The organism is Aeromicrobium phoceense (assembly GCF_013868155.1).
Lineage (GTDB): Bacteria > Actinomycetota > Actinomycetes > Propionibacteriales > Nocardioidaceae > Aeromicrobium > Aeromicrobium phoceense.
Genome location: NZ_JACEOG010000001.1, coordinates 665,533 through 691,255, shown reverse-complemented (window position 1 = coordinate 691,255; position 25,723 = coordinate 665,533). Strand labels below are relative to the sequence as shown.

Below are 25,723 nucleotides of genomic sequence, written 5' to 3'. Positions count from 1 at the left end.
GGTGGGCGGGGCGGGATCTCAGTTCTCCATGCGCTCCAGCATACGTGACGCGGCGCCGAGACCGATAGACTCGATCCTTGTGGCCGAATTGACCGCGCACGAGAAGACGCGCCTCGACGAGTTGGGTGCGACGCATCCCGTGCTGACCGAGCTGGGCGCCCGTTTCGATGGCGCCGGCCACGAGATCGCCCTCGTCGGCGGGCCCGTGCGCGACGCGCTGCTGGGCCGGCCCGTCACCGACCTCGACTTCACGACCTCCGCCTCGCCCGACGAGATCGAGCGGATCGTCAAGGGCTGGGCCGACACCACGTGGGACGTCGGCCGCGCCTTCGGCACCATCGGCGTCCGCAAGGGCACCGAGACCCTCGAGATCACCACCTACCGCGCCGACGAGTACGACCCCCAGTCGCGCAAGCCGGTCGTGGCGTTCGGCACGAACCTGAACGACGACCTCGCGCGGCGCGACTTCACCGTGAACGCGATGGCGGTCCGGCTGCCCGGCCTGGAGTTCGTCGACGTCCACGGTGGACTCGACGACCTCGCCGACCGCACCCTGCGCACGCCGATCGGTCCCGACATCTCCTTCGGCGACGACCCGCTGCGGATGATGCGCGCGGCCCGCTTCGTCGGCCAGCTCGGCTTCATCGCCGCGCCTGACGTCACCGAGGCGATGGTCGCCATGGCCGATCGCATCCAGATCGTCTCGGCCGAGCGCGTCCGCGACGAGCTGAACAAGCTGCTGCTGTCGGACCACCCGGTCCTGGGCCTGCGCGTCCTCGTGGACACCGGCCTGGCCGAGCGGGTGCTGCCCGAGCTGCCCGCGCTGCAGCTGGAGCGCGACGAGCACCACCGCCACAAGGACGTCTACGAGCACTCGCTGACCGTGCTGGAGCAGGCGATCGCGCTCGAGCACCGGCTGGAGGAGCGTCCCGACCTCACGATCCGGCTCGCCGCCCTGCTGCACGACATCGGCAAGCCGCGCACCCGGCGGTTCACCGGCGACGGCACCGTCACGTTCCACCACCACGACGTCGTCGGGGCGAAGCTGGCCCGCAAGCGCATGCGCGCGCTGCGCTACCCCAACGAGATCACCGATGACGTCGCCATGCTCGTGGAGCTGCACCTGCGGTTCCACGGCTACGGCACCGGCGAGTGGACCGACTCCGCGGTTCGGCGCTACGTCCGCGACGCGGGCGACCAGCTCGAGCGCCTGCACATCCTCACCCGCGCCGACAGCACCACCCGCAACCAGCGCAAGGCGCTGCGCCTCCAGCGCACCTACGACGAGCTGGAGCAGCGCATCGGCCAGCTGGCCGCGCAGGAGGAGCTGCAGTCCATCCGCCCCGACCTCGACGGCAACCGCATCATGGAGGTCCTGGACATCGGTCCCGGCCGCGAGGTCGGCGAGGCCTACCGGTTCCTGCTGGACCTGCGCATGGACCGCGGTCCGCTGCCCGAGGAGCAGGCGATCGAGGCGTTGCGCGCGTGGTGGGCCGCGCGCTGAGTCGCAGCCGCGGACGCCGACGTCGCTCCCACTACGATGACGTGGTGACGATCCGCGCGTGGCTGACCGCCCTCGTGGTCGCGGTGTCACTGCTCGTGGGTGCTCCGGGCCCGAGCGCCACCGCCTCCGACGGCTCGCTGGGCGTCCGCATCGACGGCTTGACGCCCTCGCGGCTGTCGGCCGACGCCACCATCACGATGAGCGGCATCGTCCGCAACACCGGATCCACGCCCTGGACCTCGGTGCAGGCCTACCTCGTCATCCCGCGCACCCCGTTCCAGTCGCGCGGCCAGATCGAGTCCGCCATCGAGGACGGCCAGTCCTACACCGGCGAGCGCGTGATCGACGCCGGCTCGTTCGCCGAGCTCGGCGACCTCGCCCCGGGAGCGGTGCGCCAGTTCACGGTCTCGGTGCCCGTCTCGCGGCTGGGCCTGTCGGGACCGGGCGGGGTGTACCCCGTCGGCGTCCAGGTGCTGGCCACCGACGAGGAGGGCCAGCGGTCGAACGACGCGGTGGCGCGGGCCACCACCTTCCTGCCGTGGGTGCCCGATCCCGCCGCGCCGGTCCCGGCCGGTCTGGTCTGGCCGTTCACCCCCACGTGGGAGCCCGACGGTAGCGAGCTGGAGGAGGCCGCCCGCTCGGTGCAGCAGGGGCAGCTGCGCCACTACCTCGACGCGGCCGCCGCGACACCCCGCGAGGGCCGCTCGATCGTGCTGGATCCCTCGATCCTCGACGACCTCACCCGGCTGACCGATCCCGAGAACCTGCCCAAGGGCGTGGACCTCACCGCGGCCGAGACCGCCGCGGTGACCGACTGGCTGGCCGACCTGCGAGGGCTCGCGCTCGACTCGGCCACGTGGATCGTTTCCTACGCGCGCCCCGACGAGCTCGCCCTGAGTCGCTACCCCGAGAACGCCGAGACGCTGTGGAAGCGGGTGGACCGAGCCACGGACGACAGCCTGGCCGACAACGCCCTGAGCGGCCCGCGGGCCTCGTGGCCCACGATCGCGGGCACCACGCTGGCGATGCTCGAGGACATCCGCGCCCGCGGCGACGGGCCCACCCTGGTCTCGCGCCAGACCCTGCCCGGCTGGGAGCCTCGCCTGGGCTCGGTCGTGAACCTCGAGACGCTCAACGGGCCCCTGCCGCTGCTCGTCAACGGCGCACTGCCCGACGTGCCCGGCAGCGAGACGCCCGTGACGATGCGCCAGCGGATCCTCACCGACGCTGCGCTGGGCGCCGTTTCGCGTGAGAGCGACAGGAACTCGCGCTCCGACGCCCTCACGATCGTCGATCCGAGCTGGGATCCCGGCACCACCGGTGGTCCGGTGATCGCGCAAGCGGTGACCACGAGCGGCTCGGGCGGCCTCACCCGTCCGGTCACGGCCACCGACCTGACCCGCTCTGCCCCCTTGAACTACAGCGGCGACGTGGTCGAGGAGGTCGACACGCGCTCCCTCGGCGCGGCCACCCTCGACTCCATCGCGAACCTCTCGGAGGTGGCCGACCTCCACGACTCCGTGGTGGTCGACCCGACTCGGGCCGACCACGACCGCGACATCGCGGCGCTGATGTCGGTGCGCTGGCGGCCGAACACCACCGCGCTCGACCAGCGCGTGAGTCGCGAGCTCGCGGCGCTCGAGTCCGACCTGGACAGCATCTCGATCGACAGTCCGTCCACGATCACCCTGTCCAGCAGCCGCGGCGGCTTCCCGCTCACGCTGGCGAACGAGACCGACAAGACCGTGCGCGTGGGGCTCGACCTGGTGGCCGACAACCCCTCGCTGGAGCTCGACGACATCGAGGTCGTCGAGATCGACGCGGGCGAACGGCACACGTTCACGGTGCAGGTCGATCTCGGAGACCAGACCTCGAGCACGGTCAGCGCGCGTCTTGCGACGGACGCCGGCGTCACCTTCGGCGAGCCGGCGGTGTTCAACATCCGCAGCAGCAACGTGGGGCTCATCGTGTGGGCCGCGATGGCCGCGGCCGGCCTTCTCGTCGTCGCCACCTGGGCCCGCCGCTTCCTGGGCCGGCGCCGCCGGGCCGCGGCTCCGGAGGCCGACGGCTTCGAGGGCCCCGATGAGTGACCCGAACCTCGCGCGCGCCAGTGCGTGGATGGCGCTCGGGACGATCGTCTCGCGCATCACCGGCCTGCTGCGGTCGCTCGTGCTGCTCGCCGTGGTCGGCAGCGCACTGAACGGCTCGCTGTTCAACGTCGCGAACTCGATCCCGAACTCGCTCTACATCTTGGTCGCCGGCGGCATCTTCAACGTCGTCCTGGTGCCCCAGCTCGTCCGCGCCATGAAGAACGACCCCGACGGGGGCGACGCGTACGCCAACCGCATCGTCACCCTGGGCCTGCTCGTGCTGGGCGTGGCCACGATCCTGCTGATGGTGGCGGTACCGGTCCTGCTGCGCCTGCTGTTCGGACCCGACATGTTCACCGACGAGTTCACCCGCCAGCGCGAGTCGGCCTACCTGCTGATGCTGCTGTGCATGCCGCAGGTCTTCTTCTACGGCGCGTTCGTGCTCGTCGGTCAGATCCTGAACTCGCGCCAGCGCTTCGGCCCCATGATGTGGGCGCCGATCGTGAACAACCTGGTGGCCCTCGCGGTGCTGGGTGCCTACGCCGTGATCTTCGGCGTGGCCAGCCCGGGCGCCGCCGAAGGCTTCAGCACCGGAGAGGCCTGGCTGCTGGGCTTGGGATCCACGCTCGGCATCGCTGTGCAGGCCCTCGTGCTGGTGCCGTTCCTGCGTCAGGTCGGCTTCCACTACCGCCCCCGCTTCGACTTCCGCGGCGTCGGCCTCGGTCACACGCTGCGGCTCGGCGCGTGGACCCTGGCGTTCATCGTCGTCAACCAGATCTCCTACTTCGTCATCGTCCGGCTCGCGTCCGGCGCCGACATCGAGGGCGTGAAGCAGAAGGTCTCCAGCGCCGGACAGGTCGTCTACGACGTCGGCTTCCTGATCAGCCAGGTCCCGCACGGAGTCATCACCGTGTCCCTGGCGACCGCGATCATCCCCACCCTCGCCGCTCGCGCCGCCGAGCACGACTACGCCCGGATGCGGCTCGAGCTGAGCCGCACGCTGCGCCTGGCGCTGATGCTGATCGCGCCGATCGCGGTCGCGGTGGCCTGCCTCGGACTGCCGATCGCCTCGGTCCTGGCCGGATTCGGCGCGGCCCGCGGCAACACGGACGCGATCGGGACGACCATCTCGGCGTTCGCCCTGGCGCTGGTCATGTTCAGCACGCACTACATCGTCCTGCGCGGGTTCTACGCGCTGGAGGACACCCGGACGCCCTTCTGGATCCAACTGGTCATCGCCGCCGCGAACATCGGCCTGGCCGTCGCGCTCACCACCGGCGCCGCGCCGATCGAGGTCTCCACGCGGCTGGCCCTGGCCTACGGACTGGCGTACACGGCGGGGCTGGCGATCTCGGTCACGGTGCTGTCGCGGCGGATCGGCTCGCTGGCCGACCCCGAGACGGTCCGCTTCGTCGTCCGGCTCGCGCTCGTGTGTGCCGCCGCGGCCGCGGTGATGCTGCTCGGCCGCTGGGGCTGGGACCGGTTCGTGGCCGAGGGCGACCTCTCGCCGCTGTCCGCGCTGGGTGAGCTGGTCCTGGTGGGCGTGGCCGGTGCCGCCACCACGGTTCTGGTCGCGCGCCTGCTCCGCGTGGAGGAGCTGAGGTATGTGGTCTCAAGCGTCATGCGACGTGGCTGACGCCCGTACGATGGAGGTGGTGCGCCCGCACCGGCCGAGGAGGACTGATGAGCGACCGGAGACCCCACGTCTCCGGTGACGTGCTCGCCTCGCGGTACGAGCTCGCCGACCTGGTCAGTGAGAGCCTCGGCGCCTCCAACTGGCGTGCTGTCGACCGGGTCCTGCACCGCAACGTGCGGGTCGAGCTGCTCCCCGCCGACGATCCCCGGGGCCCGAACTTCCTCGAGGCCGCCCGCCGCTCGACGAGCGTCACCGACCACCGGTTCCTGCGGGTTCTCGACCTGCTCCAGGACGAGGACGGCGTCCACGTCGTGGTGCGCGAGTGGGCCAAGGCCACGCCGCTGAGCCGCCTGCTGGCCCAGTCGCCGCTGCCGAACCGCCGCGCCGCCGCAATCGTCGCCGAGGTGGCCGAGTCGCTCGCCCACGCGCACGACCGCGGCCTCGTCCACCGCCGGCTCACGCCGCACCAGATCATGTTGAAGGAGTCCGGCGCGGTCCGGATCGTCGGGCTCGGCGTGGCCACCGCGCTCGCGCCGGCCGACCACCAGGACTCCGACGACGACCTCGCGGCCTACCGCGCCGCCGACGTGCAGGCCCTCGGCAAGCTGCTCTACGCGTGCCTGGTGAGTCGCTGGCCCGGCGGGCACGTCGACGGGCTGCGGGCCGCTCCCACCGAGCACGGGCACCTCCTGCGGCCCCGGAAGGTTCGTGCCGGCGTCCTGCGCGACGTTGACGACATCTGCGACCGCATCCTGGAGCCGGCGCGGCACCCGCACGACGCGCTCACCACCGCCGGAGACATCGCGCGTGAGCTCTACGAGGCCCGCGAGGGCGACGAGGACCTCTTCGACGAGCCGCTCGGCTACGACGTCACCTCGCCCGACCTGCTGCGCCTCGACCCCGTGGTCGAGCCGTCGGGACCGCCGCCCGGCCTGGAGCCCCCGCGGCGCCGCCCGAAGGCGTTCGAGCCCAAGCCGCCCACGCGCCGCGAGCGATTCGCCGCCCGCATGCAGATGATGACGCACGGCGACCGGGCCCTGGTGCTGCTCGGCCTGGTGACGGCGATCATCCTGTCGGGCGTGCTGGCGTTCCTCGTGGGGCGCGAGGCCGGCCGCGAGGGCGACCCGTACGCCCAGTCCGCCCCGGACGTGCCGGTGCGGGTGCTGCCGGTCTCGCGCGTCGTCGACTTCGACCCGCAGGGCGAGGACGGGAGCGAGAACCCCGAGCAGGCCGAGGCCATCCTCGACGAGGACCCCGACAACGGGTGGCGCACCAGCACGTACTACGGCCGCGCCGACCTGGGCGGGCTCAAGGACGGCGTCGGACTGATCCTCGATCTCGGCACCGTGCGGCAGGTCGAGCAGGTGCGGCTGCGCCTCGCGGGCAGCCCCACCGACCTGTCGATCCTGACCGCTCCGTCGTCGATCAGCGAGTTGCCGACCTCGCTCGACGACCTGCGCGAGGTCGCCACGCTCAACGGCGCGGCCGAGGACCTCTCCGTCGCCCTGCCGCGCGACGTCCGCACGCGGTACGTCGTCGTGTGGCTGCGCGGACTGCCCCAGATCGCCGAGGGTGAGTACCGCGGGGAGATCCGCGCCGCGATCGTCCGCGGCCGGTGAGCCGCCGGCGATGGCAGGGAACATTCACCACCTAGAATCCGTTGAAGCACGTGAACCCGATCGAAAGCGCTCCTCCATGACCGACGACGTCCGCAGTCTCATCATCATCGGCTCCGGCCCCTCCGGGTACACCGCTGCCATCTACGCCGCACGTGCCAACCTCAAGCCGCTCGTGTTCGAGGGCTCCGTCACCGCTGGTGGCGCCCTGATGAACACCACCGACGTGGAGAACTTCCCCGGCTTCCCCGACGGCATCATGGGCCCGGCCCTGATGGACAACCTGCGCGCCCAGGCCGACCGCTTCGGCGCCGAGCTGGTGTCCGACGACGTCACCTCGGTCGACCTCACCGGCGACATCAAGACCGTGGCGCTGGCCAACGGCAACACCTACCGCGCGCACGCCGTGATCCTCGCGATGGGCTCCGGCTACCGCAAGCTCGGCATCGAGGGCGAGGACGCGCTCTCGGGCCACGGCGTCAGCTGGTGCGCCACGTGCGACGGCTTCTTCTTCCGCGGCAAGGACATCGCGGTCGTCGGTGGCGGCGACTCCGCCGTCGAGGAGGCGCTGTTCCTCACGCGCTTCGCCGACAAGGTCACGCTGATCCACCGTCGCGACGAGCTGCGCGCCAGCAAGATCATGGCCGACCGTGCCTACGCCAACGACAAGCTCGAGTTCGCGTGGAACAGCGCCGTCGACCAGATCCACGGCGAGGGCATCCTCGAGGGCGTGACGCTGCGCGACACCGTCACCGGTGAGACCCGCCGGCTCGACGTCAGCGGCCTGTTCATCGCCATCGGTCACGATCCGCGCTCGGAGCTGCTGACCGGGCAGGTCGACCTCGACGACGAGGGCTACGTCCTCGTCCAGCCCGGCTCCACCGCCACCAACCTGCGCGGCGTCTTCGCCGCCGGCGACCTCGTCGACCACACCTACCGCCAAGCCATCACGGCCGCGGGCACCGGCTGCCAGGCCGCCCTGGACGCCGAGCGCTTCCTCGCCGACATCGAGCATGCCGGCTTCCCCGAGCCTGCGGTCGCCCTGACCGACTGACCACCACCACCCAGAGGAGAATCCATGGCTGACATCGCCGCCGTCACCGACGCCGACTTCGAGTCCACCGTCCTGAAGGCCGAGGGCCCGGTCCTCGTCGACTTCTGGGCATCCTGGTGCGGCCCGTGCCGCCAGCTCGCGCCCATCCTGGAGGAGATCGCGAACGAGAAGGAGGGCGCGCTGACCATCGTCAAGATGGACGCCGACGCCAACCCGGTCACCCCCGCGCAGTACCGCGTGACCGGCCTTCCCACGATCAACCTGTATTACCAGGGCGAGCTCGTGCGGAGCATCGTGGGCGTCCGCCCCAAGTCCGCGATCCTCACCGAGATCTCGGAGTTCGTTGCCTGACCTGCTGAATCAATAAAGCCACTTGTCGATTTGTCGACAAGTGGCTTTATTGTTTTCTCGACTACTGCGGAGGAGCGGGAGCCGGGTCCATCAGCTCGACGATGCGCTCCAGGTCCCCGATCGTGGCGAACTCGACCACGATCTTGCCCTTGGACTTGCCGAAGTCGACCTTGACCCGCGTGTCGAAGCGCTCGGAGAGCCGGTGTGCGAGCTCACCGACACGCGCCGAGGTGGGGCGCGTCGACAGCTTGCGCGCCGCCGGGGTGGCCTCCTCGTCGCCGAAGCGGACGATCTCCTCGAGCTGGCGCACGGAGATCCCTTCCGCGACGACCCGGGACGCCAGGCGGTCCTGCAGGTCGGGGTTCGGCACCGACAACAGGGCACGGGCATGTCCTGCCGAGAGCACACCGGCGGCCACCCGGCGCTGCACGGCCGGGGGCAGCTTCAACAGACGGATCGTGTTGGTGATCTGGGGACGGGAGCGCCCGATGCGCTCGGAGAGCTCCTCTTGCGTGCACCCGAAGTCCTCGAGCAGCTGCTGGTACGCGGCAGCCTCCTCCAACGGGTTGAGCTCGGACCGGTGCAGGTTCTCCAGCAACGCGTCACGCAGCAGGTCCTCGTCGGTGGTCTCGCGCACGACCGCCGTGATGGTCGGCAGCTCAGCCTTCTGGTGGGCGCGCCAGCGCCGCTCCCCCATGATCAGCTCATAGGTCTCTGTGCCGGTCTGTCGCACCACGATCGGTTGCAGCAGGCCGATCTCCTTGATGGAGTGGACGAGCTCACCCATGGCCTCCTCGTCGAACACCGTGCGCGGCTGGCGCGGGTTCGGCGAGATCTGGCCCACGGGGATGTCCCGCAGCCGGGCCCCCTGGATCTCGGTGAGTCCGGACTCCTTCGCCTGGGCCGGCGAGGTGGGAATCAGGGCCGAGAGTCCGCGGCCGAGACCGGGTCGGGGGTTGCTCATGACGATGCTCCTTGCTGCGCGAGTGCCGCGCCGCGCTCAGTGATCTCGCGAGCAGCCTCCAGGTAGGACAGCGCTCCCGTCGAGTTCGGATCGTACGTGATGATCGTCTGCTGGTAGCCCGGCGCCTCACTGATCCGCACCGAGCGCGGGATCGCGGTGGAGAGCACTCGATCGCCGAAATGGCCTCGAACTTCAGCGGCCACGCTCGACGAGAGGTTCGTCCGGGCGTCGTGCATCGTCAGCAGGATCGTCGAGACGTCGAGGTCGGAGTTGAGGTGCTGCTGGACGAGCTCGATGTTGCCGAGCAGCTGGCTCAGTCCCTCCAGGGCGTAGTACTCGCACTGGATCGGGATCAGCACCTCTCGCGCCGCCACCATCGCGTTCACGGTGAGCAGGCCCAGTGAGGGAGGGCAGTCGATGAAGACGTAGTCGATGTCCCGGCCGGGGCCGGCGAGGTAGTCGTCGATGGCCGTGCGGAGCCGACGCTCGCGCTGCTCCAGCATCACCAGCTCGATCTCCGCGCCCGCGAGGTCGATCGTGGCCGGCACCACGCGCAGACCCGGTACGTCGGGGCTCGTCTGGATCGCCTCCTGGATCGGCAGTGCGTCCAGGAGCACCTCGTACGTTCCGGGAGTGCCCGACCCGTGAGGGATCGCGGCCGCGGTGGACGCGTTGCCCTGGGGGTCGAGATCGATGAGCAGCACCGACAGCCCACGAGCGGCCATCGCGGCGGCGAGGTTCACCGACGTGGTCGTCTTGCCCACGCCGCCCTTCTGGTTGGCGACCACGAAGACACGCGTCTTCCGGGGACGGTCGTACCGGCCGGTGGAGGCCAGACGTTCCATCAGTTCGACGTGGTATCCGGCCTGATCCGCGAGGGGAGTGGACGCTGACGCCTTCAGCGGCTCCCCGGCGAAGTCAGCGGCAGTCGGAATCGTCACTACGGCTCCTGTCATGTTTCACGTGGAACATCGGTGGTTCCACGGTGTGTCATCGGCGGCGCTGGACTTCGACGAGCGTGGTCGGAACCTCGAGGTCCCAACGATGCCCGTACGTCGCCACCACGATATCGCCGGCCTTGAGCCGAGCGAGGGTGGCGCGCGCAGTCTCCACCTCTTCAGCTGCACTGCGGCCCTTGAGCGCCAGCATGAGTCCACCTGGCTTCACGAGCGGCATGCACCAGCGCGCCAGCTTGTCCAAAGCGGCGACAGCACGCGACGTCACAACGTCGAAGGTCTCGTCGACCTCCTCAGCGCGTGCCCGCAACACGGTGACCTGCGCGCCGAGACCCAGATCGGCCACGACCTCCTCGAGCCACGTGGTGCGGCGCAGGAGGGGCTCGATCAGGGTGACGTGGAGGTCAGGGCGAGCGATCGCCCAGACCAAGCCGGGCAGTCCGGCTCCCGAGCCCACGTCCGCGACTCGGGCACCCTCGGGCACCCGGGGAACCGGTGCCGCGCAGTTGAAGAGATGCCGTTCCCACAGTCGGTCGACCTCGCGAGGGCCGATCAGCCCACGCTCGACCCCGGAAGTGGCAAGCAGTTCCGCGTAGCGCTCGGCGAGCGAAAGCCGCTCGCCGAACACTGTTTCACGTGAAACAGTCACTCGGCCGGGAGAACCACGACGTGGCGGCCGGCTCCGGCGCCGTCGGACTCGCTCCGCAGGCCGGCGTCGGCCACGGCGTCGTGGATGACCTTGCGCTCAAAGGGGGACATGGGCGCCAGCGCGACGGACTCACCGTCGGCCTTGACGCGCTCGATGGCCTCAGCGGCGATCTCCACGAGCTCCGCCTTGCGGGCCGCGCGGTGACCGTCGACATCGAGCATCAGCCGGCTGCGGGCGCCGGTCTCGCGGTAGACCGCCAGGCGCGTGAGCTCCTGCAGAGCATCGAGCACCTCGCCGTCGCGACCCACGAGGTGGCTCAGGTTGCCACCGATGATCTCCACGGCGGCACGATCGCCGTCCACGTCGATGTCGATGTCACCATCGAGGTCGGCGATGTCGAGCAGTTCTTCGAGGAAGTCGGCGGCGATGTCGCCTTCGCGTTCCAGATCGGTCTCACTCATCGGGATCCTCCTTGGCGGGCTTGGTCGGCTTCGGCTGCGGACCGGTGGTCTTGCGGCGCTGATCGCGCGTCTTCTTCTTGGGCTGCTGGCGCTTGGCCTTCTGCTCCTCGGCCTCGGCCTTCGCCTCGGCGATCGGGTCGTCCTGCACGAGCTTGCCCTTGGCCCGGTCGCGGTCCTGCTTCGCCTTGAAGGCGGGGGTGCCGGGAGCGGGGTTGTTGCGGATGACCCAGAACTGCTGGCCCATGGTCCAGAGGTTGGAGGTCGTCCAGTAGACGAGCACGCCCAGCGGGAAGGCGACGCCGGACACGGCGAACACGACCGGCAGGACGTAGAGCAGGATCTTCTGCTGCTGGGCGAAGGGGCCGTTGAGCGCTTCCGGCGGCATGTTCTTGGCCATCAGCTGCTTCTGGGTGAAGAACTGCGTGGCGCACATGGCGATGACCATCACCATGGCGATGATCTTCGTCTCGATGTGCTCGCTGGAGAGGAAGGTGTCGGCGATCTTGCCGCCGAGCCACTGGGCGTTGGCCAGCGACTCGGCCTGCTCACCGGAGAGGAAGCCCTTGGCACCCTCGGCGCCCTTGCGCGCTGCCTGGTCGATCACGCGGAACAGCGCGAAGAAGATCGGCATCTGCAGCAGTAGCGGCATGCAGGAGGAGAACGGGTTCGTGCCCGTCTCCTGGAACAGCTTCATCTGCTCCTGGGCGAAGCGCTCCCGGTCGTGCCCGTACTTCTTGCGCAACTCCTGCAATTGCGGCTGAATCAGCTGCATGTTCCGGCTGGAGTTGATCTGCTTGACGAACAGCGGGATCAGCATCGCACGGATCGTGATCGTCAGGCCGACGATCGACAGCACCCAGGTCCACCCGGCGTCGGGGTCCATGCCGATCTGCTCGAACAGCCAGTGCCACCCGAGGATGATCCCCGACACGAAGTAGTACAGCGGCGTCATGATGGCGCCACCGATGCTGCTTAGGAAGTCGAACATGCTTCTCCTCGTTCATGGGCGCGGGCAGGTACGGGGTCGTACCCGCCTGACGCCCAGGGATGACAGCGACCCAGACGACGGATCGCGAGCCAGCAGCCCTTGAGGGCGCCGTGCGTCTCGACCGCCTCGAGGGCGTAGGCCGAACAACTGGGGTGGTAGCGGCACACCTGCCCGTACATCGGGCTGATGACCAGGCGGTAGGCGCGCAGCAGGCTCGCCACGATCCAGCGCATCATCGCCGGACTCGCGACGACGCGGTGTGCAGCGCCTGGTCGAGCTGGGGAGCGAGCTGCGCCGCGGGCCGGCGGGCCGAGCCGGGAAGCGCACGGATCACGACGCGTGATCCGGCCGGGACGGCGTCGATGCGCTCACGCATGAGGTGCCGGAGGCGGCGCTTCACCAGGTTGCGATCGTGGGCCGGGCCCACCTTCTTCGACACGACGAAACCGACGGACGTGACGTCCGCCGGTTCGACAGGTCCGCCCACGTGGACGACGAGGTCGGGTTGCACACCCTTGCCACCGCGACGAATCGCCTGGCGGAACACCTCACCGTCGCGCATGCGGTGCACGCGCGGCAGCACGCGGAATCAGGCCGACAGCTTGTCGCGGCCCTTGCGGCGGCGCGCGGCCAGGATCGAGCGGCCGGCACGCGTGCGCATGCGGAGGCGGAAGCCGTGCTTCTTGGCGCGGCGACGGTTGTTCGGCTGGTAGGTGCGCTTGCTCACAGGAGGTCCTTCGGTACGAAAACGTGGCCCAGTTGGAGGAGGCCACCGCTCGCCCACGACTGGAACTGTTCATGGGCACGCGGCGGACGTCGTTCGAGACGACCCCTCCACGGTACGGGGGGCGGCATGACGCGGTCAAACCGACCCAAAGCGGCCAGTCTTATCCCGATCGCCGAAGTGCGTCCACGCGACACGCCGGAGGGCCTCCACAAATCTGTCAACCCGCTTGTGACTGGTCCGTACCGGCTGCTAGCGTCACGGGATATCCACAGGACACCACCTTGCACGGTCGTGTCATCCATCCGACTCGTACACAGCGTGTGGACAACAGTGTGAACAACCGGCGGCAGCCGCATTCGGTGCCGCTGTCGAACTCGGGAATTTCCTGCTACGGCAGGAAGGAAGGCTGTGCGGTGCGCGACGAGGCTGAGCTGGATCTGGAGACCGTATGGCGCGATTCCGTCGCCACCTTGTCCCCAGGAGCCAAGGTCTTCGTCTACGCGGCCAAGCCCCTCTCGCTCCACAACGGCATCCTCATCGTCGCCGTCCACGACGATCTGTCCCGGGCCCAGCTCGAGTCGCGTGTGCGCCCCGCGCTCGAGCAGTCGCTGACGACCCAGGCTGGCGAGGACATCCGCCTGGTCGTCACGATCGATCCCGAGGTCGTCGACGAGGCACCCGACCTGCTCTCCTCGCGCATCACCGTCGAGGAGGATCCCGGTGACGACAAGACGACAAGTAGATTTGTCGACAAGGATGAGGACTTCGAGGACGACGACGACTCGCTGACTCCCAGCTGGGTGAGCCGGCCCACCGCCTCCAAGGGCGGCCCCGGCCCCTCGCACCGCGCGAACATCGCCGAGGCACGGCTCAACTCGCGCTACCAGTTCGAGAACTTCGTCATCGGCTCGTCCAACCGCTTCGCCCACGCCGCCGCGGTCGCGGCCGCCGAGGCACCGGGCAAGGCCTACAACCCGCTGGTCATCCACGGCGACTCCGGCTTGGGCAAGACCCACCTGCTCCACGCCATCGGGCACTACGTCATCAACCTGTACCCCTCGTCCCGCGTGCGCTACGTCAGCTCCGAGGAGTTCGTCAACGACGTCATCAACGCGATCGGCGAGAACCGCACCCCCGCGCTGCGACGCAAGTACCGCGAGATCGACGTGCTGCTCGTCGACGACATCCAGTTCATCGAGAACAAGGACGCGACGCAGGAGGAGTTCTTCCACACCTTCAACGCGCTGCACAACGAGAACAAGCAGATCGTGATGACCTCCGACCGGCCGCCGTCGGAGCTGCGCACGCTCGAGGAACGCCTGCGCAACCGCTTCAGCTGGGGCCTGCAGACCGAGATGCTGCCGCCCGATCTCGAGACCCGCATCGCGATCCTGCGCAAGAAGGCCGCCACTGAGAAGCTCACGGCGCCGGCCGACGTGCTCGAGTTCATCGCGAGCAAGGTCCAGACGAACATCCGAGAGCTCGAGGGCGCGCTGATCCGCGCCACCGCCTTCGCCAACCTCAACGGCACCACGGTCGACCTCCAACTGGCCCAGATCGTGCTGAAGGACCTGATCGCCGAGGGCGACGACCCCGAGATCACCGCCGGCATGATCATGGCCCAGACCGCGGCCTACTCCGAGTACACGATCGAGGAGCTGTGCGGCCCCAACCGCTCGCGCAACCTCGTTCTCGCCCGGCAGATCGCGATGTACCTGTGCCGCGAGCTCACCGAGATGTCCCTGCCGCAGATCGGCGGTGAGTTCGGCGGCCGCGACCACACCACGGTGATGCACGCCGAGCGCAAGATCCGCAAGCTCATGGCCGAGAAGCACGCCGTGTACAACCAGGTCACCGAGCTGACGGCCCGGATCCGCCAGCAGGCACGGCAGTCCTGAGCACCTGGGCCCCACCCACACCTGGGGACACTCCTGTGCATGAAGGCCCCGAATCGGTGCATCCGGGCGATCTGCATGTGAATGACATGTGAACACGCGATGATCGTCCACAGGCCGAGCGAGTCCCCCCACTGCGCCGAACACAACTTCATCCACCGGCCGAAATGCCGCCCCGCAGCAAAAACCACGGTTGTCCACCGAATCCACAGGCCCTACTACGACGACGGAAAGTACTAAGACCAAAACCCGAGTCGAAGTCACCAGCACCCATGGGTGTGGAAGAAGGCTCACCGTGGCAGGATTCGACTGACGAATGAGAGGCCCCCGAACGTGAAGTTCCGCATCGATCGCGACACCCTCGCCGACGCCGTCGGCTGGACCGCCCGGAGTCTGCCGACCCGTCCGAGCGTCCCCGTCCTCACCGGCCTCCTGCTCGAGACCGTCGGCGACGAGCTCCACCTCTCGGGATTCGACTACGACACGTCCACGCGGGCCACGCTGCCCGCCGAGGTGAGCGACGAGGGCAAGGCGCTCGTCTCGGGCCGTCTCCTGGCCGAGATCGTCCGCTCCCTCCCGGCCGGCAAGCCGGTCGACGTCGCGCACGACGGCACCAAGGTGCAGGTCACGTGCGGCAGCTCGCGCTTCAGCCTCCAGACCATGCCGGTCGACGAGTACCCGCAGCTCCCGGCGATGCCCACGTCCTCGGGCACGGTCAAGGCCGACGACTTCGCCACCGCCGTCGGCCAGGCCAGCGCCGCCGCGTCGCGCGACGAGATGCTTCCGCTGCTCACCGGCATCCGCCTCGAGCTCGAGGGCTCCACGATCTCCCTCATGGCCACCGACCGGTTCCGCGCCAGCCTGCGCGACCTGGCCTGGTACCCCGAGGCGTCCGACATCTCCGCGCGAGCCCTCGTGCCCGCGCGTGTCCTGTCCGACACCGCGAAGGCACTCACCGCGGGCGGCGACATCACGATCGCCGTCTCCACCAGCGAGACCGGCGACGGCCTCATCGGCTTCGAGGGCACGGTCGGTGGCGGCGTCCGCCGCACCACCACGCGCCTGCTCGAGGGTGACTTCCCCCGCGTGCGCCAGCTGTTCACGGCCCAGGCCGAGACGGTCGCCTACGTCGGCACGCAGACCCTCGTCGACGCGGTCAAGCGCGTCGCGCTGGTCGCCGAGCGCAACACGCCCGTCCGCCTGTCGTTCTCCGAGGGCCAGGTGCTCCTCGAGGCCGGCAGCGGCGACGAGGCGCAGGCGTCCGAGAGCGTCGAGGCCACGATCGAGGGCAACGACATCTCGATCGGTTTCAACCCCAACTACATGCTGGAGGGGCTGTCGGTCATGACCGAGCCGGTCGTGCACCTGTCCTTCACGCAGCACACCAAGCCCGCCGCGATGTCCGGAGTCGCGGAGGTGGGAGCGGATCCCGATGGCGCATTCCGCTACCTGATCATGCCGGTTCGCCTGCAGAACTGACCGCGCCACGACGTCGGGAGGCGCTCATGCACATCGGACTCGTCGGACTGGGAAAGATGGGCGGCAACATGCGTACGCGCATGCGCAATGCCGGCCTGACCGTGGTCGGCTACGACCGCGACCCAGAACTCAGTGACGTCGGCTCGCTCGCCGAGATGGTCGAGCAGCTGCCGTCGCCCAAGGTCGTGTGGGTGATGGTCCCGCACGGCGACCCCACGCACAGCACCATCACCGAGCTCAAGGAGCTGCTCTCCGAGGGCGACGTGGTCGTCGACGGCGGCAACTCGCGTTGGACCGACGACGAGATCCACGCGGCCCAGCTCGCCGAGAAGAACATCGGCTACGTCGACTGCGGCGTCAGCGGTGGCGTGTGGGGCCTGGAGAACGGCTACGCGCTGATGGCCGGTGGCGACGCCGCCGACGTCGCGAAGGTGCAGCCGGCGTTCGACGCCCTGCGCCCCGACGCCGAGAACGGCTTCGTCCACGCCGGACGTGTGGGCGCCGGCCACTTCAGCAAGATGGTCCACAACGGCATCGAGTACGCCATGATGCAGGCCTACGCCGAGGGATACGAGCTGCTCGAGGCCGTCGACATGGTCGACAACGTCACCGAGGTGCTGAACTCGTGGCGCGTCGGCACGGTCGTCCGCTCGTGGCTGCTCGACCTGCTGGTCAAGGCGCTGGAGGACGATCCGCACCTGTCCCAGATCCGCGGCTATGCCGAGGACTCGGGCGAGGGCCGCTGGACCGTCGAGGCCGCGATCGCCAACGCGGTCCCCGCGCCCACGATCGCCGCCTCGCTCTTCGCGCGGTTCGTGTCGCGCCAGGACGAGTCGGCCGCGATGCAGGCCGTCGCCGCGATGCGCCAGCAGTTCGGCGGCCACGCGGTCCGCGCGGCCGAGGAGAGCCCGGACGTCCCGCCGGCCTGAGCCGGACGCTCACGCGCTCGTCGCCCGTAGGCTGGACCCATGCACGTGACCCGACTCGAGCTGGCCGACTTCCGGTCGTACGGCTCGGTCGAGATCGAGTTGGGTGCGGGGCCGGTGGCGTTCATCGGCGCCAACGGGCAGGGCAAGACCAACCTGGTCGAGGCGATCGACTACCTCGCCACGCTGGACTCGCACCGGGTGTCGTCCGACACTCCCCTCGTGCGGGCCGGTGCGGAGCGCGCGATCGTGCGGGCCCAGCTGCAGCGCGAGGACCGCTCGGCGCTGCTGGAGCTGGAGATCACGCCGGGTAGGTCGAACCGCGCTCGCGTGAACGGCAACCCGCTGCCCCGCGTGCGCGACCTGGTCGGGATCGCACGAACCGTGCTGTTCTCGCCCGAGGACCTGGCGCTGGTGAAGGGCGATCCGTCCGACCGGCGGCGCTTCCTCGACCACCTCGTCGTGATGCGCACGCCCCGGTTTGCGGGCGTCAGGGCCGACTACGACCGCGTGCTCAAGCAGCGCAACACCCTGCTCAAGACCGCGGGGCGGCGCAGCAACGTGGAGATCTCCACGCTGGACATCTGGGACGAGAACCTCGCCCGTACGGGCGGGCAGCTGGTCGCGGCGCGACTGGCCCTGCTCGACGCCCTCGCGCCGCACGCCACCGACGCGTACCGCGACGTCGCGGCCGGAGCCGCGGCCGAGCGCCAGGTGGTCTCCCTCGTCTACAAGCCCTCGGTCGAGGGCATCGAGGAGCTGCGCGACCCCGACGACATCGCCAAGGCCCTGCTGGACGAGATCGGCCGCCGCCGCCGCGAGGAGCTCGAGCGTGGCATCAGCCTCGTCGGCCCGCACCGCGACGACGTGCTGCTGGGGATCGGTGACCTGCCGGCGAAGGGCTATGCCAGCCACGGTGAGTCCTGGTCGCTTGCGCTGGCCCTGCGCCTCGCGGCGTTCTCCCTGCTGCGCGAGGACCCTTCGTCAGGTTCAGGACTCCGCGGCGACGACCCGATCCTGATCCTCGACGACGTGTTCGCCGAGCTCGACAGCGATCGCCGCGCGCGGTTGGCCGCCCGCGTCGCCGGCGCGGAGCAGGTGCTGGTCACCGCAGCGGTCGAGGGCGACGTGCCCCCCGAGCTCGTGGGCCAGTCCTTCGACGTCGCCGGCGCGGTGGTGACGCCGCGTGGCTGACGACAACGAGGACGTCCTGCGCCTCGCGCGCGAGATCGCCGACGCCTACCGCAACGGCAACGCGCCGCCCGCGCGAACCCGGCGGCCGATCCGCCGCAACGGCCCCGCACGGCGTCCCGGCCGCGAGGACGCGGTCGCCCTCGGCGACGTGCTGGGCGAGATGGTGAGGAACCAGGGCTGGAACGACCGGCTCGCCGCCTCGCGCGTGTTCTCCGACTGGGCCTCGATCGTCGGTCCCGAGGTGGCGCAGCACTGCAAGGTCGACCACTTCACCGACGGCGTCGTCTACCTCGAGACCAGCTCCACGGCCTGGGCCAAGGAGCTCAAGATGCTCGCGCCGCGCCTCGTGGCGAAGCTGAACGAGGAGCTCGGCGACGGCCAGGTGCTGCGGATCGACGTCCGCGGTCCGCAGGCGCCCAGCTGGAAGAAGGGCCGGCGCTCCGTGAAGGGCCGCGGGCCCCGCGACACCTACGGCTGAGCCGACCTCAGGCGTCGGGGCTGATCCACGCGATGGCCGACACCACGAGCGCCGACACGAGGGCGACCGCGCCGAGCACGAGAGACGCGTCGAGGAATCCGTCCATCCCCTCAACCGGACGCACCCCGATCAGCACGATGCCCAGCAGCGAGCAGGCCGCTCCGGCCAGCGCGGTGGGCAGGACGGCCCGGGTGCGGGCGCGCCGCCCTCCGTGGATCATCACGGCGATCGCGCACCACGCCAGCACCACCAGCAGCGCCGCCACGACGTCGGCGGGTCGGTGCCAGCCGGCCACGATCGTGGACAGGCCGGTCAGTCCGGAGGCGAACGTTCCCAGGCCCGCGACGGGCGCCCGCGCTCCGGCCGGGACGACGATCAGCAGTGCGGCCACCACCGACACCACCACGGTGACGTGCCCGCTGGGCAGGGAGTTGTGGACGCCGTGGCCGAGGTCGGGGCGGTCGAGCAGGCCGTGCTTGAGGACCTGGGTGGTGACGTTCGACCCCACGATGACGACCGCCGCGGCGAAGACGGCGCGCCAGTGGTGCCGCCGCGCGGCCAACAGGAGGCACACCACGGCGAGGGTCGCGGCCGACCAGATCGGCACGCGTCCGAGGATCGACAGCAGGGTCAGCTCGGCCTCGCGGCCCGCCGCGACGGTAAGCATTGCCCGCTCGTCGGCGGCCTGTCCCCGCGCGGAGGACAGGGCCACGCGCACGAGCAGGACGAGCGCGGTGACGGCCGCTGCGGCGGTCACCAGCGCCGGTCCCGACACCCGCGCGGGCAGGCGGGTCGTGGAACTCACGCCCCCAGCCTTCCAGACCGGCGGTGACGCGAACCCGCCACACGGCGCTGGAGCGACCGAAAGCGGCGCCGGACGATGGCCACCCTGGTCGACCCCCTCGTCGCGGCTCCCAGAGCCCTTCTAGCGCCGTTCAGTGGCACCTGTGGACAAACGAAGAACGCCCCACAGGAGGTGTCGTGTCGTCAGACGCACAGAATGGGCCCGTATACTGGTTGGGTGACCCAGGCGCCCGAGACACCCAGCACGTACGACGCGAGCAACATCCAGGTCCTGGAGGGACTCGAGGCGGTCCGCAAGCGGCCCGGCATGTACATCGGCTCCACCGGCGAGCGCGGCCTGCACCACCTCGTCTACGAGGTCGTCGACAACTCGGTCGACGAGGCCCTCGCCGGCTACGCCACCAACATCCAGGTGGTGCTGCAGGCCGACGGTGGCGTCAAGGTCATCGACGACGGTCGTGGCATCCCGGTCGACGAGCACCCCGAGGAGAAGATTCCCGCGGTCACCCTGGTGCTCACCTCGCTGCACGCCGGCGGCAAGTTCGGCGGCGGTGGCTACAAGGTCTCCGGTGGTCTGCACGGCGTCGGCGTCTCGGTCGTGAACGCCCTGTCCACCAAGCTCTACGTCGAGGTCAAGCGCGACGGCTACCGCTGGACCCAGTCCTTCACCTACGGCGTGCCCGACGGGCCGCTCGTGCGCGAGGAGGAGACGGACGAGACCGGCACCACCACCACGTTCTACGCCTCGGACACGATCTTCGAGACGACGACCTACGAGTACGAGACGCTCAAGACGCGCTTCCGTGAGATGGCGTTCCTCAACAAGGGCCTCCAGCTCACCCTGCGCGACGAGCGCCACGCCGACGACACCGATCCCAACGAGGGCGTGGTCGACGACGTCGAGCGCGAGGTCACCTTCCGCTACGACAACGGCCTGGTCGACTACGTGAACCACATCAACGTCGGCAGCAAGGCCCCGATCCACCGCGAGATCATCAGCCTCGAGCGCGAGGACAACGACAACGGCCTGTCGCTCGAGCTCGCGATGCAGTGGAACGACAGCTTCAGCGAGTCGGTCCACACGTTCGCCAACACGATCAACACGCACGAGGGCGGCACGCACGAGGAGGGCTTCCGCGCGGCGCTGACCTCCACGGTCAACCGCTTCGCCGAGGCCAACAACCTCATCAAGAAGAAGGAAGACCGCCTCACCGGCGACGACATCCGCGAGGGCCTCACCGCGATCATCTCGATCAAGCTCGAGGAGCCCCAGTTCGAGGGCCAGACCAAGACGAAGCTCGGCAACACCGAGGCCAAGGGCTTCGTCCAGCAGGTGCTGAACGACGAGCTCGGTGCCTGGCTGGAGCGCAACCCCGCCGAGGGCAAGACCATCATCCGCAAGTCGATCGACGCCGCGGCCGCTCGCGTGGCGGCCCGCAAGGCACGCGACCTGGCGCGCAACCGCAAGGGCTTCGGCTCCGGCGGCGGACTGCCGGGCAAGCTCATCGACTGCTCCAGCCGCAACCCGGAGGAGTGCGAGATCTTCGTGGTCGAGGGCAACTCGGCCGGCGGCTCGGCCCGCAACGGCCGCAATCCCGCGACGCAGGCGATCCTCCCGCTGCGCGGCAAGATCCTCAACGTCGAGAAGGCGCGGATCGACAAGATCATGCAGAACACCGAGGTCCAGGCGATCATCAGCGCGCTCGGCACCGGTGTCCACGAGGACTTCGACATCGCCAAGCTGCGCTATCACAAGATCGTCCTGATGGCCGATGCCGACGTCGACGGCCAGCACATCACCACGCTGCTGCTGACGCTGCTGTTCCGCTTCATGAAGCCGCTGATCGACGCCGGCCACGTGTATCTCGCGCAGCCGCCGCTCTACAAGATCAAGTGGACCAACCACCACCACGAGCTGGCCTACTCCGACTCCGAGCGCGACGCCGTCATGGCCGCCGGCCTCGATGCCGGCTACCGGCTGCCCAACACCGCCCCGGTCCAGCGCTACAAGGGCCTCGGCGAGATGAACGCCAGCGAGCTGTGGGAGACCACCATGGATCCCGACGGTCGCCTGCTGCGCCAGGTCACCCTGGCCGATGCGGCCGTCGCCGACGAGATCTTCACGATCCTCATGGGCGAGGACGTCGACCAGCGACGCTCGTTCATCCAGCGGAACGCCAAGGACGTCCGCTTCCTCGACATCTGACCCCACCGAACCACCCGGTGGTCGAGGCGCCCGGCTAGCCAGCGGCACGAGACCACGGAACGAAGGACACAGAAGTGACCGACACCCCGATCGAGAGCGACCGCACCGAACCGGTCGAGCTGCAGGACGAGATGCAGCGCTCGTACATCGACTACGCGATGAGCGTCATCGTGGCGCGCGCGCTGCCCGACGTGCGCGACGGCCTCAAGCCGGTACACCGCCGCGTCCTCTACGCGATGTACGACGGCGGCTACCGCCCCGACCGCGGCTTCAACAAGTGCAGCCGCATCGTCGGTGACGTCATGGGTCAGTACCACCCCCACGGCGACTCGGCGATCTACGACACCCTGGTGCGCCTCGCGCAGCCGTGGGTCATGCGCGCGCCGATGATCAGCGGCCAGGGCAACTTCGGCTCGCCGGGCGACGATCCCGCGGCCGCCATGCGGTACACCGAGTGCAAGCTCGCGCCGATCGCGATGGAGATGGTGCGCGACATCGACGAGGAGACCGTCGACTTCAAGCCCAACTACGACGGCCGCTCGCAAGAGCCCTCGGTGCTGCCCGCGCGCATCCCGAACCTGCTGGTCAACGGCTCGGCCGGCATCGCCGTCGGCATGGCCACCAACATCCCGCCGCACAACCTGCGCGAGGTCGCCGAGGGCGTCCAGTGGGCGCTCGAGCACCCCGACGCGTCCCGTGAGGAGCTGCTCGAGGCGCTCCTGGCGCGCATCAAGGGCCCCGACTTCCCCACCGACGGCCTCATCGTCGGCACCAGCGGCATCGAGGACATGTACCGCACCGGCCGCGGCTCGGTCCCGATGCGCGCCGTGGTCAACATCGAGGAGGACACCAAGGGACGCATGCAGCTCGTCGTCACCGAGCTGCCCTACCAGGTGAACCCCGACGGCCTGATGCGCAAGATCGCCGACCTGGCCCAGACCGGCCGCGTCCAGGGCATCAGCGACCTGCGTGACGAGTCCAGCGACCGCGCCGGCCGCCGCATCGTCATCGAGATCCGCCGCGACGCCGTGGCTCGCGTCGTGCTGAACAACCTCTACAAGCACACCGACCTGCAGACGAACTTCAGCGCCAACATGCTGGCGATCGTCGACGAGGTCCCGCGCACGCTGACCCTCGACGGGTTCATCTCGCACTGGATCCACCACCAGGTCGACGTCATCCGGCGTCGCACCGAGTTCCGCCTGCGCAAGGCCGAGGAGCGCGCCCACATCCTGCGCGGCTTGGTCAAGGCCCTCGACATGCTGGACGACGTCATCGCGTTGATCCGTCGCAGCCCCACGGCCGACGAGGCCAACGAGGGACTGCAGGCGCTGCTCGAGATCGATGAGCTGCAGGCGCGCGCGATCCTCGACATGCAGCTGCGTCGCCTGGCCGCCCTCGAGCGCCAGAAGATCATCGACGACCTGGCCAAGATCGAGATCGAGATCGCCGAGTTCAAGGCGATCCTGGCCAGCGAGGCGCGGCAGCGCGAGATCGTCGGCGAGGAGCTGGCCGAGGTCGTCGCGAAGTACGGCGACGACCGCCGCACCAAGATCATCGCCGCCGACGGCGACCTGTCCGACGAGGACCTCATCCCCGATGAGGAGCTCGTCGTCACGATCACCAAGGGCGGCTACGCCAAGCGCACGAAGACCGAGCTCTACCGGGTGCAGGGTCGCGGCGGCAAGGGCGTCCGCGGCGCCTCGCTGCGCGGCGAGGACGTCGTCGAGCACGTGTTCTCCACGACGGCGCACCACTGGATCCTGTTCTTCACCACGGCGGGCCGGGTCTACCGCGCCAAGGCGTACCACCTGCCCGAGGGCGGCCGCGATGCGCGCGGCGGCCACGTGGCCGGACTGCTGGCGTTCCAGCCCGACGAGGAGATCGCCCAGGTGCTGGCGGTCCGCGACTACGAGCAGGCGCCCTACCTGGTGCTCGCCACGAAGCGCGGCTTGGTCAAGAAGACCCGCCTCACCGACTACAACAGCCCCCGCCAGGCCGGCGTCATCGCGATCAACTTCCGCGACGAGGACGACGAGCTGGTCGGGGCAGAGCTGGTCTCGCCCGAGGACGACATCCTGCTGATCAGCCGCAAGGCGCAGTCGATCCGCTTCCGGGCCGACGATGAGCAGCTGCGCCCGATGGGTCGCGCCACCTCGGGTGTCACGGGCATGAAGTTCCGCGGCGAGGACTCCCTGCTGTCGATGACGGTCATCAAGGCCGGCGCCGACCTCGAGGGTGAGGACGACGAGAGCCAGAAGCTCTACGTCTTCACGGTCACCGACGGCGGCTTCGCGAAGAAGACGCGCATCGACGAGTACCGCATCCAGGGTCGCGGCGGACTGGGCATCAAGGCCATGCAGATCACCGAGTCGCGCGGCGAGCTGGTGGGCGGCCTGGTGCTGCGTGACACCGACGACGTCATCAGCGTGACCGAGTCCGGACAGATCACTCGGAGCCTCGTATCCGGTGTTCCTGTGAAGGGCCGTGGCACGATGGGTGTGAGTTTCGTGAAGTTCAAGGGCAACGACCGCGTGGTCACCATCGCCCGGAACACCGAGGTCGCAGAAGTGGCGGCACCGGAGTCCACGGACGAAACCGAGCAGTCGGAAGCGAGCGGGGACGACAGTGAGTGAGCAGAAGCCGGACAACGGTCAGCAGAACGGTGTGCCTGCGAAGAACGCCAAGGCCAACGGGACGACCCCGTCGGTCACGGCACGCCGCCCGCTGACGAAAGCGGAGTACGCCCGCACCACCAAGGCGACCCCGGACACCACTGCGGTCATCCCGGCGGTGCGTGACGACCAGCCCGCTCCGCCCAAGCCCGCGGCCGCTCCGGTGGACGACCGGCCCACGCAGACGTTGAAGGCCGTTCCGGCCGACGCGCCCGCACCTCCGAAGAAGCCGGCTGATCAGCCGCAGCAGAAGGCGCCCGAGCGCCCGGCACCGGCGAAGAAGGACGCGCCCGCTGCCGCACCGAAGAAGGCTCCGGGCCAGGCCGGTGCCGCTGCCGGCGTCGCCGGCGCGGGTGTCGCTGGTGCCACGGCGGCTGGTGCGACGGCTGCGGCCGCTGCTCCGGCGGCCGCTCCGGCGGCCGCTCCGTCCGCTCCCGCGCCTGCTGCCCCGAAGCCCGAGCAGAAGGCTGCCCCGGAGCCGACGAAGGCCCCGGCGCCCCAGCCCGAGTCGAAGAAGGCCGAGCCCAAGAAGCCGGAGCCGAAGAAGCCTGCGAAGTCCGTGCAGACCACCACGGCGCCCGCCGCGGACTCTGGTCGGTCGGCACGCCTGAAGCTGAGCCACGTCGAGCCGTGGAGCGTCACCAAGATGTCGTTCGTCGTCTCGGTCGCGCTCATGGTCGTCAGCGTCGTGGCGGTCACCGTGTTCTGGCTCGTCATGCAGATCACCGGCGTGTGGGGCGCCCTCAACGACAGCGTCTCCAACGTGCTCGCCGACGACGCCTCCGGCTTCGACATCACCGAGTACCTGGGCTTCGGCCGCGTCGTGGGCCTGACCCTGCTCGTGTCGGCCCTCAACGTCATCTTCATGACCGCCCTGGCCACCATCGCCGCCCACCTGTACAACCTGGCGGCCGGCATCCTCGGCGGCATCGAGCTGACGTTCGGCGAGCGTAAGTAGCTCCGCAGACCCCAGCGCTCACTCCCCGCGAGTGGCGCGAATCGGCCCGCCACTCGTTGAGTGGCGGGCCTTTCTGCGCCACTCGCGGCGGGGGATGCGTCCCTCACGGACC

At 69.6% G+C, this 25,723-nt stretch carries 23 protein-coding genes; 14 read left to right on the top strand and 9 right to left on the bottom strand.

The genetic code is table 11. From position 1 onward, the window contains the following. The first annotated feature begins 28 nt into the window (after positions 1–28). The 6 genes from H1W00_RS03345 to trxA all read left to right on the top strand — a co-directional run bounded on the left by H1W00_RS03345 (position 29) and on the right by trxA (position 8,251). A complete protein-coding gene (locus H1W00_RS03345; RefSeq protein WP_181756154.1) occupies positions 29–1,504 on the top strand; it encodes a CCA tRNA nucleotidyltransferase in 1,476 nt (491 codons plus the stop codon). A gap of 44 nt (positions 1,505–1,548) precedes the next feature. Next, a complete protein-coding gene (locus tag H1W00_RS03340) occupies positions 1,549–3,594 on the top strand; it encodes a DUF6049 family protein (protein ID WP_181753579.1) in 2,046 nt (681 codons plus the stop codon). Continuing rightward, positions 3,587–5,230, top strand: coding sequence for a murein biosynthesis integral membrane protein MurJ (murJ, locus tag H1W00_RS03335; protein WP_181753577.1), 1,644 nt, complete (start codon positions 3,587–3,589; stop codon positions 5,228–5,230). Before H1W00_RS03340 ends, murJ begins: the two co-directional genes overlap by 8 nt. Positions 5,231–5,277: 47 nt before the next feature. Beyond that, positions 5,278–6,849: a protein kinase family protein gene (locus tag H1W00_RS03330; RefSeq protein ID WP_181753575.1), complete on the top strand. Its 1,572-nt coding sequence runs from the start codon at positions 5,278–5,280 to the stop codon at positions 6,847–6,849. Between the two features lie 76 nt (positions 6,850–6,925). After that, the gene (gene trxB, locus H1W00_RS03325) at positions 6,926–7,900 is read left to right on the top strand and encodes a thioredoxin-disulfide reductase (protein WP_181753573.1); all 975 of its coding nucleotides are present in this window, start codon (positions 6,926–6,928) and stop codon (positions 7,898–7,900) included. 24 nt (positions 7,901–7,924) lie between these two features. After that, on the top strand, positions 7,925–8,251 hold the full coding sequence (gene trxA, locus H1W00_RS03320; RefSeq protein WP_078699626.1) for a thioredoxin: 327 nt from the start codon (positions 7,925–7,927) through the stop codon (positions 8,249–8,251). Between the two features lie 61 nt (positions 8,252–8,312). Here the strand turns inward: trxA and H1W00_RS03315 are convergent, their stop codons facing one another. The 8 genes from H1W00_RS03315 to rpmH all read right to left on the bottom strand — a co-directional run bounded on the left by H1W00_RS03315 (position 8,313) and on the right by rpmH (position 12,996). Beyond that, a complete protein-coding gene (locus H1W00_RS03315; RefSeq protein WP_181753571.1) occupies positions 8,313–9,215 on the bottom strand; it encodes a ParB/RepB/Spo0J family partition protein in 903 nt (300 codons plus the stop codon). Next, positions 9,212–10,060 (bottom strand): ParA family protein, encoded by an 849-nt coding sequence (locus H1W00_RS03310; protein WP_241732813.1) that lies wholly within the window; start codon positions 10,058–10,060, stop codon positions 9,212–9,214. The genes H1W00_RS03315 and H1W00_RS03310 overlap by 4 nt, the downstream gene beginning before the upstream one ends. Before the next feature lie 145 nt (positions 10,061–10,205). Further along, the gene (rsmG, locus tag H1W00_RS03305; protein ID WP_338072816.1) at positions 10,206–10,799 is read right to left on the bottom strand and encodes a 16S rRNA (guanine(527)-N(7))-methyltransferase RsmG; all 594 of its coding nucleotides are present in this window, start codon (positions 10,797–10,799) and stop codon (positions 10,206–10,208) included. Between the two features lie 17 nt (positions 10,800–10,816). Next, positions 10,817–11,281, bottom strand: coding sequence for a Jag family protein (locus H1W00_RS03300; RefSeq protein ID WP_181753565.1), 465 nt, complete (start codon positions 11,279–11,281; stop codon positions 10,817–10,819). After that, positions 11,274–12,269 (bottom strand): membrane protein insertase YidC, encoded by a 996-nt coding sequence (yidC, locus tag H1W00_RS03295; RefSeq protein WP_181753563.1) that lies wholly within the window; start codon positions 12,267–12,269, stop codon positions 11,274–11,276. Before yidC ends, H1W00_RS03300 begins: the two co-directional genes overlap by 8 nt. After that, positions 12,254–12,502, bottom strand: a complete 249-nt coding sequence (gene yidD, locus H1W00_RS03290; protein WP_181756153.1) for a membrane protein insertion efficiency factor YidD — start codon at positions 12,500–12,502, stop codon at positions 12,254–12,256. Before yidD ends, yidC begins: the two co-directional genes overlap by 16 nt. Continuing rightward, a complete protein-coding gene (gene rnpA / locus H1W00_RS03285; protein ID WP_338072815.1) occupies positions 12,502–12,840 on the bottom strand; it encodes a ribonuclease P protein component in 339 nt (112 codons plus the stop codon). The genes yidD and rnpA overlap by 1 nt, the downstream gene beginning before the upstream one ends. An 18-nt stretch (positions 12,841–12,858) precedes the next feature. After that, positions 12,859–12,996 carry a 50S ribosomal protein L34 gene (gene rpmH / locus H1W00_RS03280; RefSeq protein WP_078699619.1) on the bottom strand — a complete coding sequence of 46 codons (138 nt, stop codon included), beginning with the start codon at positions 12,994–12,996 and terminating at the stop codon, positions 12,859–12,861. A 470-nt stretch (positions 12,997–13,466) separates the two neighbouring features. Here rpmH and dnaA point away from each other — a divergent pair, with 470 nt between their 5' ends. The 5 genes from dnaA (at position 13,467) to H1W00_RS03255 (ending at position 18,968) form a co-directional block, all read left to right on the top strand. Beyond that, complete coding sequence (gene dnaA, locus H1W00_RS03275) at positions 13,467–14,894, top strand: chromosomal replication initiator protein DnaA (protein ID WP_241732812.1); 1,428 nt, start codon at positions 13,467–13,469, stop codon at positions 14,892–14,894. A 330-nt stretch (positions 14,895–15,224) separates the two neighbouring features. Continuing rightward, positions 15,225–16,370 carry a DNA polymerase III subunit beta gene (gene dnaN, locus H1W00_RS03270; RefSeq protein ID WP_181753559.1) on the top strand — a complete coding sequence of 382 codons (1,146 nt, stop codon included), beginning with the start codon at positions 15,225–15,227 and terminating at the stop codon, positions 16,368–16,370. A gap of 26 nt (positions 16,371–16,396) precedes the next feature. Further along, positions 16,397–17,299 (top strand): phosphogluconate dehydrogenase (NAD(+)-dependent, decarboxylating), encoded by a 903-nt coding sequence (gnd, locus tag H1W00_RS03265; RefSeq protein WP_181753557.1) that lies wholly within the window; start codon positions 16,397–16,399, stop codon positions 17,297–17,299. Positions 17,300–17,338: 39 nt separating this feature from the next. Then, positions 17,339–18,490 carry a DNA replication/repair protein RecF gene (gene recF / locus H1W00_RS03260; RefSeq protein WP_181753555.1) on the top strand — a complete coding sequence of 384 codons (1,152 nt, stop codon included), beginning with the start codon at positions 17,339–17,341 and terminating at the stop codon, positions 18,488–18,490. Further along, the gene (locus H1W00_RS03255; RefSeq protein ID WP_338072814.1) at positions 18,483–18,968 is read left to right on the top strand and encodes a DciA family protein; all 486 of its coding nucleotides are present in this window, start codon (positions 18,483–18,485) and stop codon (positions 18,966–18,968) included. Before recF ends, H1W00_RS03255 begins: the two co-directional genes overlap by 8 nt. A 7-nt stretch (positions 18,969–18,975) precedes the next feature. On the opposite strand, the gene H1W00_RS03250 is transcribed toward H1W00_RS03255, so the two are convergent. Further along, a complete protein-coding gene (locus H1W00_RS03250; protein ID WP_181753553.1) occupies positions 18,976–19,773 on the bottom strand; it encodes a phosphatase PAP2 family protein in 798 nt (265 codons plus the stop codon). Between the two features lie 216 nt (positions 19,774–19,989). On the opposite strand from H1W00_RS03250, the gene gyrB reads away from it, so the two are divergent. The 3 genes from gyrB (at position 19,990) to H1W00_RS16760 (ending at position 25,611) form a co-directional block, all read left to right on the top strand. After that, entirely contained in the window at positions 19,990–21,978 is a 1,989-nt protein-coding gene (gene gyrB, locus H1W00_RS03245) for a DNA topoisomerase (ATP-hydrolyzing) subunit B (RefSeq protein ID WP_338072813.1), read from the top strand. A 74-nt stretch (positions 21,979–22,052) separates the two neighbouring features. Beyond that, a complete protein-coding gene (gene gyrA, locus H1W00_RS03240; RefSeq protein WP_181753549.1) occupies positions 22,053–24,614 on the top strand; it encodes a DNA gyrase subunit A in 2,562 nt (853 codons plus the stop codon). Further along, the gene (locus tag H1W00_RS16760; protein WP_338072812.1) at positions 24,607–25,611 is read left to right on the top strand and encodes a DUF3566 domain-containing protein; all 1,005 of its coding nucleotides are present in this window, start codon (positions 24,607–24,609) and stop codon (positions 25,609–25,611) included. Before gyrA ends, H1W00_RS16760 begins: the two co-directional genes overlap by 8 nt. The last annotated feature ends 112 nt before the right edge of the window (positions 25,612–25,723 follow it).

What these genes read in the sequence shown, in the direction of transcription:
- H1W00_RS03345 (WP_181756154.1), top strand. Translation starts at nt 29, where the DNA reads ATGCGCTCCAGCATACGTGACGCGGCGCCGAGACCGATAGACTCGATC.
- murJ (WP_181753577.1), top strand. Translation starts at nt 3,587, where the DNA reads ATGAGTGACCCGAACCTCGCGCGCGCCAGTGCGTGGATGGCGCTCGGG.
- H1W00_RS03330 (WP_181753575.1), top strand. Translation starts at nt 5,278, where the DNA reads ATGAGCGACCGGAGACCCCACGTCTCCGGTGACGTGCTCGCCTCGCGG.
- trxB (WP_181753573.1), top strand. Translation starts at nt 6,926, where the DNA reads ATGACCGACGACGTCCGCAGTCTCATCATCATCGGCTCCGGCCCCTCC.
- trxA (WP_078699626.1), top strand. Translation starts at nt 7,925, where the DNA reads ATGGCTGACATCGCCGCCGTCACCGACGCCGACTTCGAGTCCACCGTC.
- H1W00_RS03315 (WP_181753571.1), bottom strand. Translation starts at nt 9,215, where the DNA reads ATGAGCAACCCCCGACCCGGTCTCGGCCGCGGACTCTCGGCCCTGATT.
- H1W00_RS03310 (WP_241732813.1), bottom strand. Translation starts at nt 10,060, where the DNA reads ATGGAACGTCTGGCCTCCACCGGCCGGTACGACCGTCCCCGGAAGACG.
- H1W00_RS03300 (WP_181753565.1), bottom strand. Translation starts at nt 11,281, where the DNA reads ATGAGTGAGACCGATCTGGAACGCGAAGGCGACATCGCCGCCGACTTC.
- yidC (WP_181753563.1), bottom strand. Translation starts at nt 12,269, where the DNA reads ATGTTCGACTTCCTAAGCAGCATCGGTGGCGCCATCATGACGCCGCTG.
- yidD (WP_181756153.1), bottom strand. Translation starts at nt 12,502, where the DNA reads ATGCGCTGGATCGTGGCGAGCCTGCTGCGCGCCTACCGCCTGGTCATC.
- gnd (WP_181753557.1), top strand. Translation starts at nt 16,397, where the DNA reads ATGCACATCGGACTCGTCGGACTGGGAAAGATGGGCGGCAACATGCGT.
- recF (WP_181753555.1), top strand. Translation starts at nt 17,339, where the DNA reads ATGCACGTGACCCGACTCGAGCTGGCCGACTTCCGGTCGTACGGCTCG.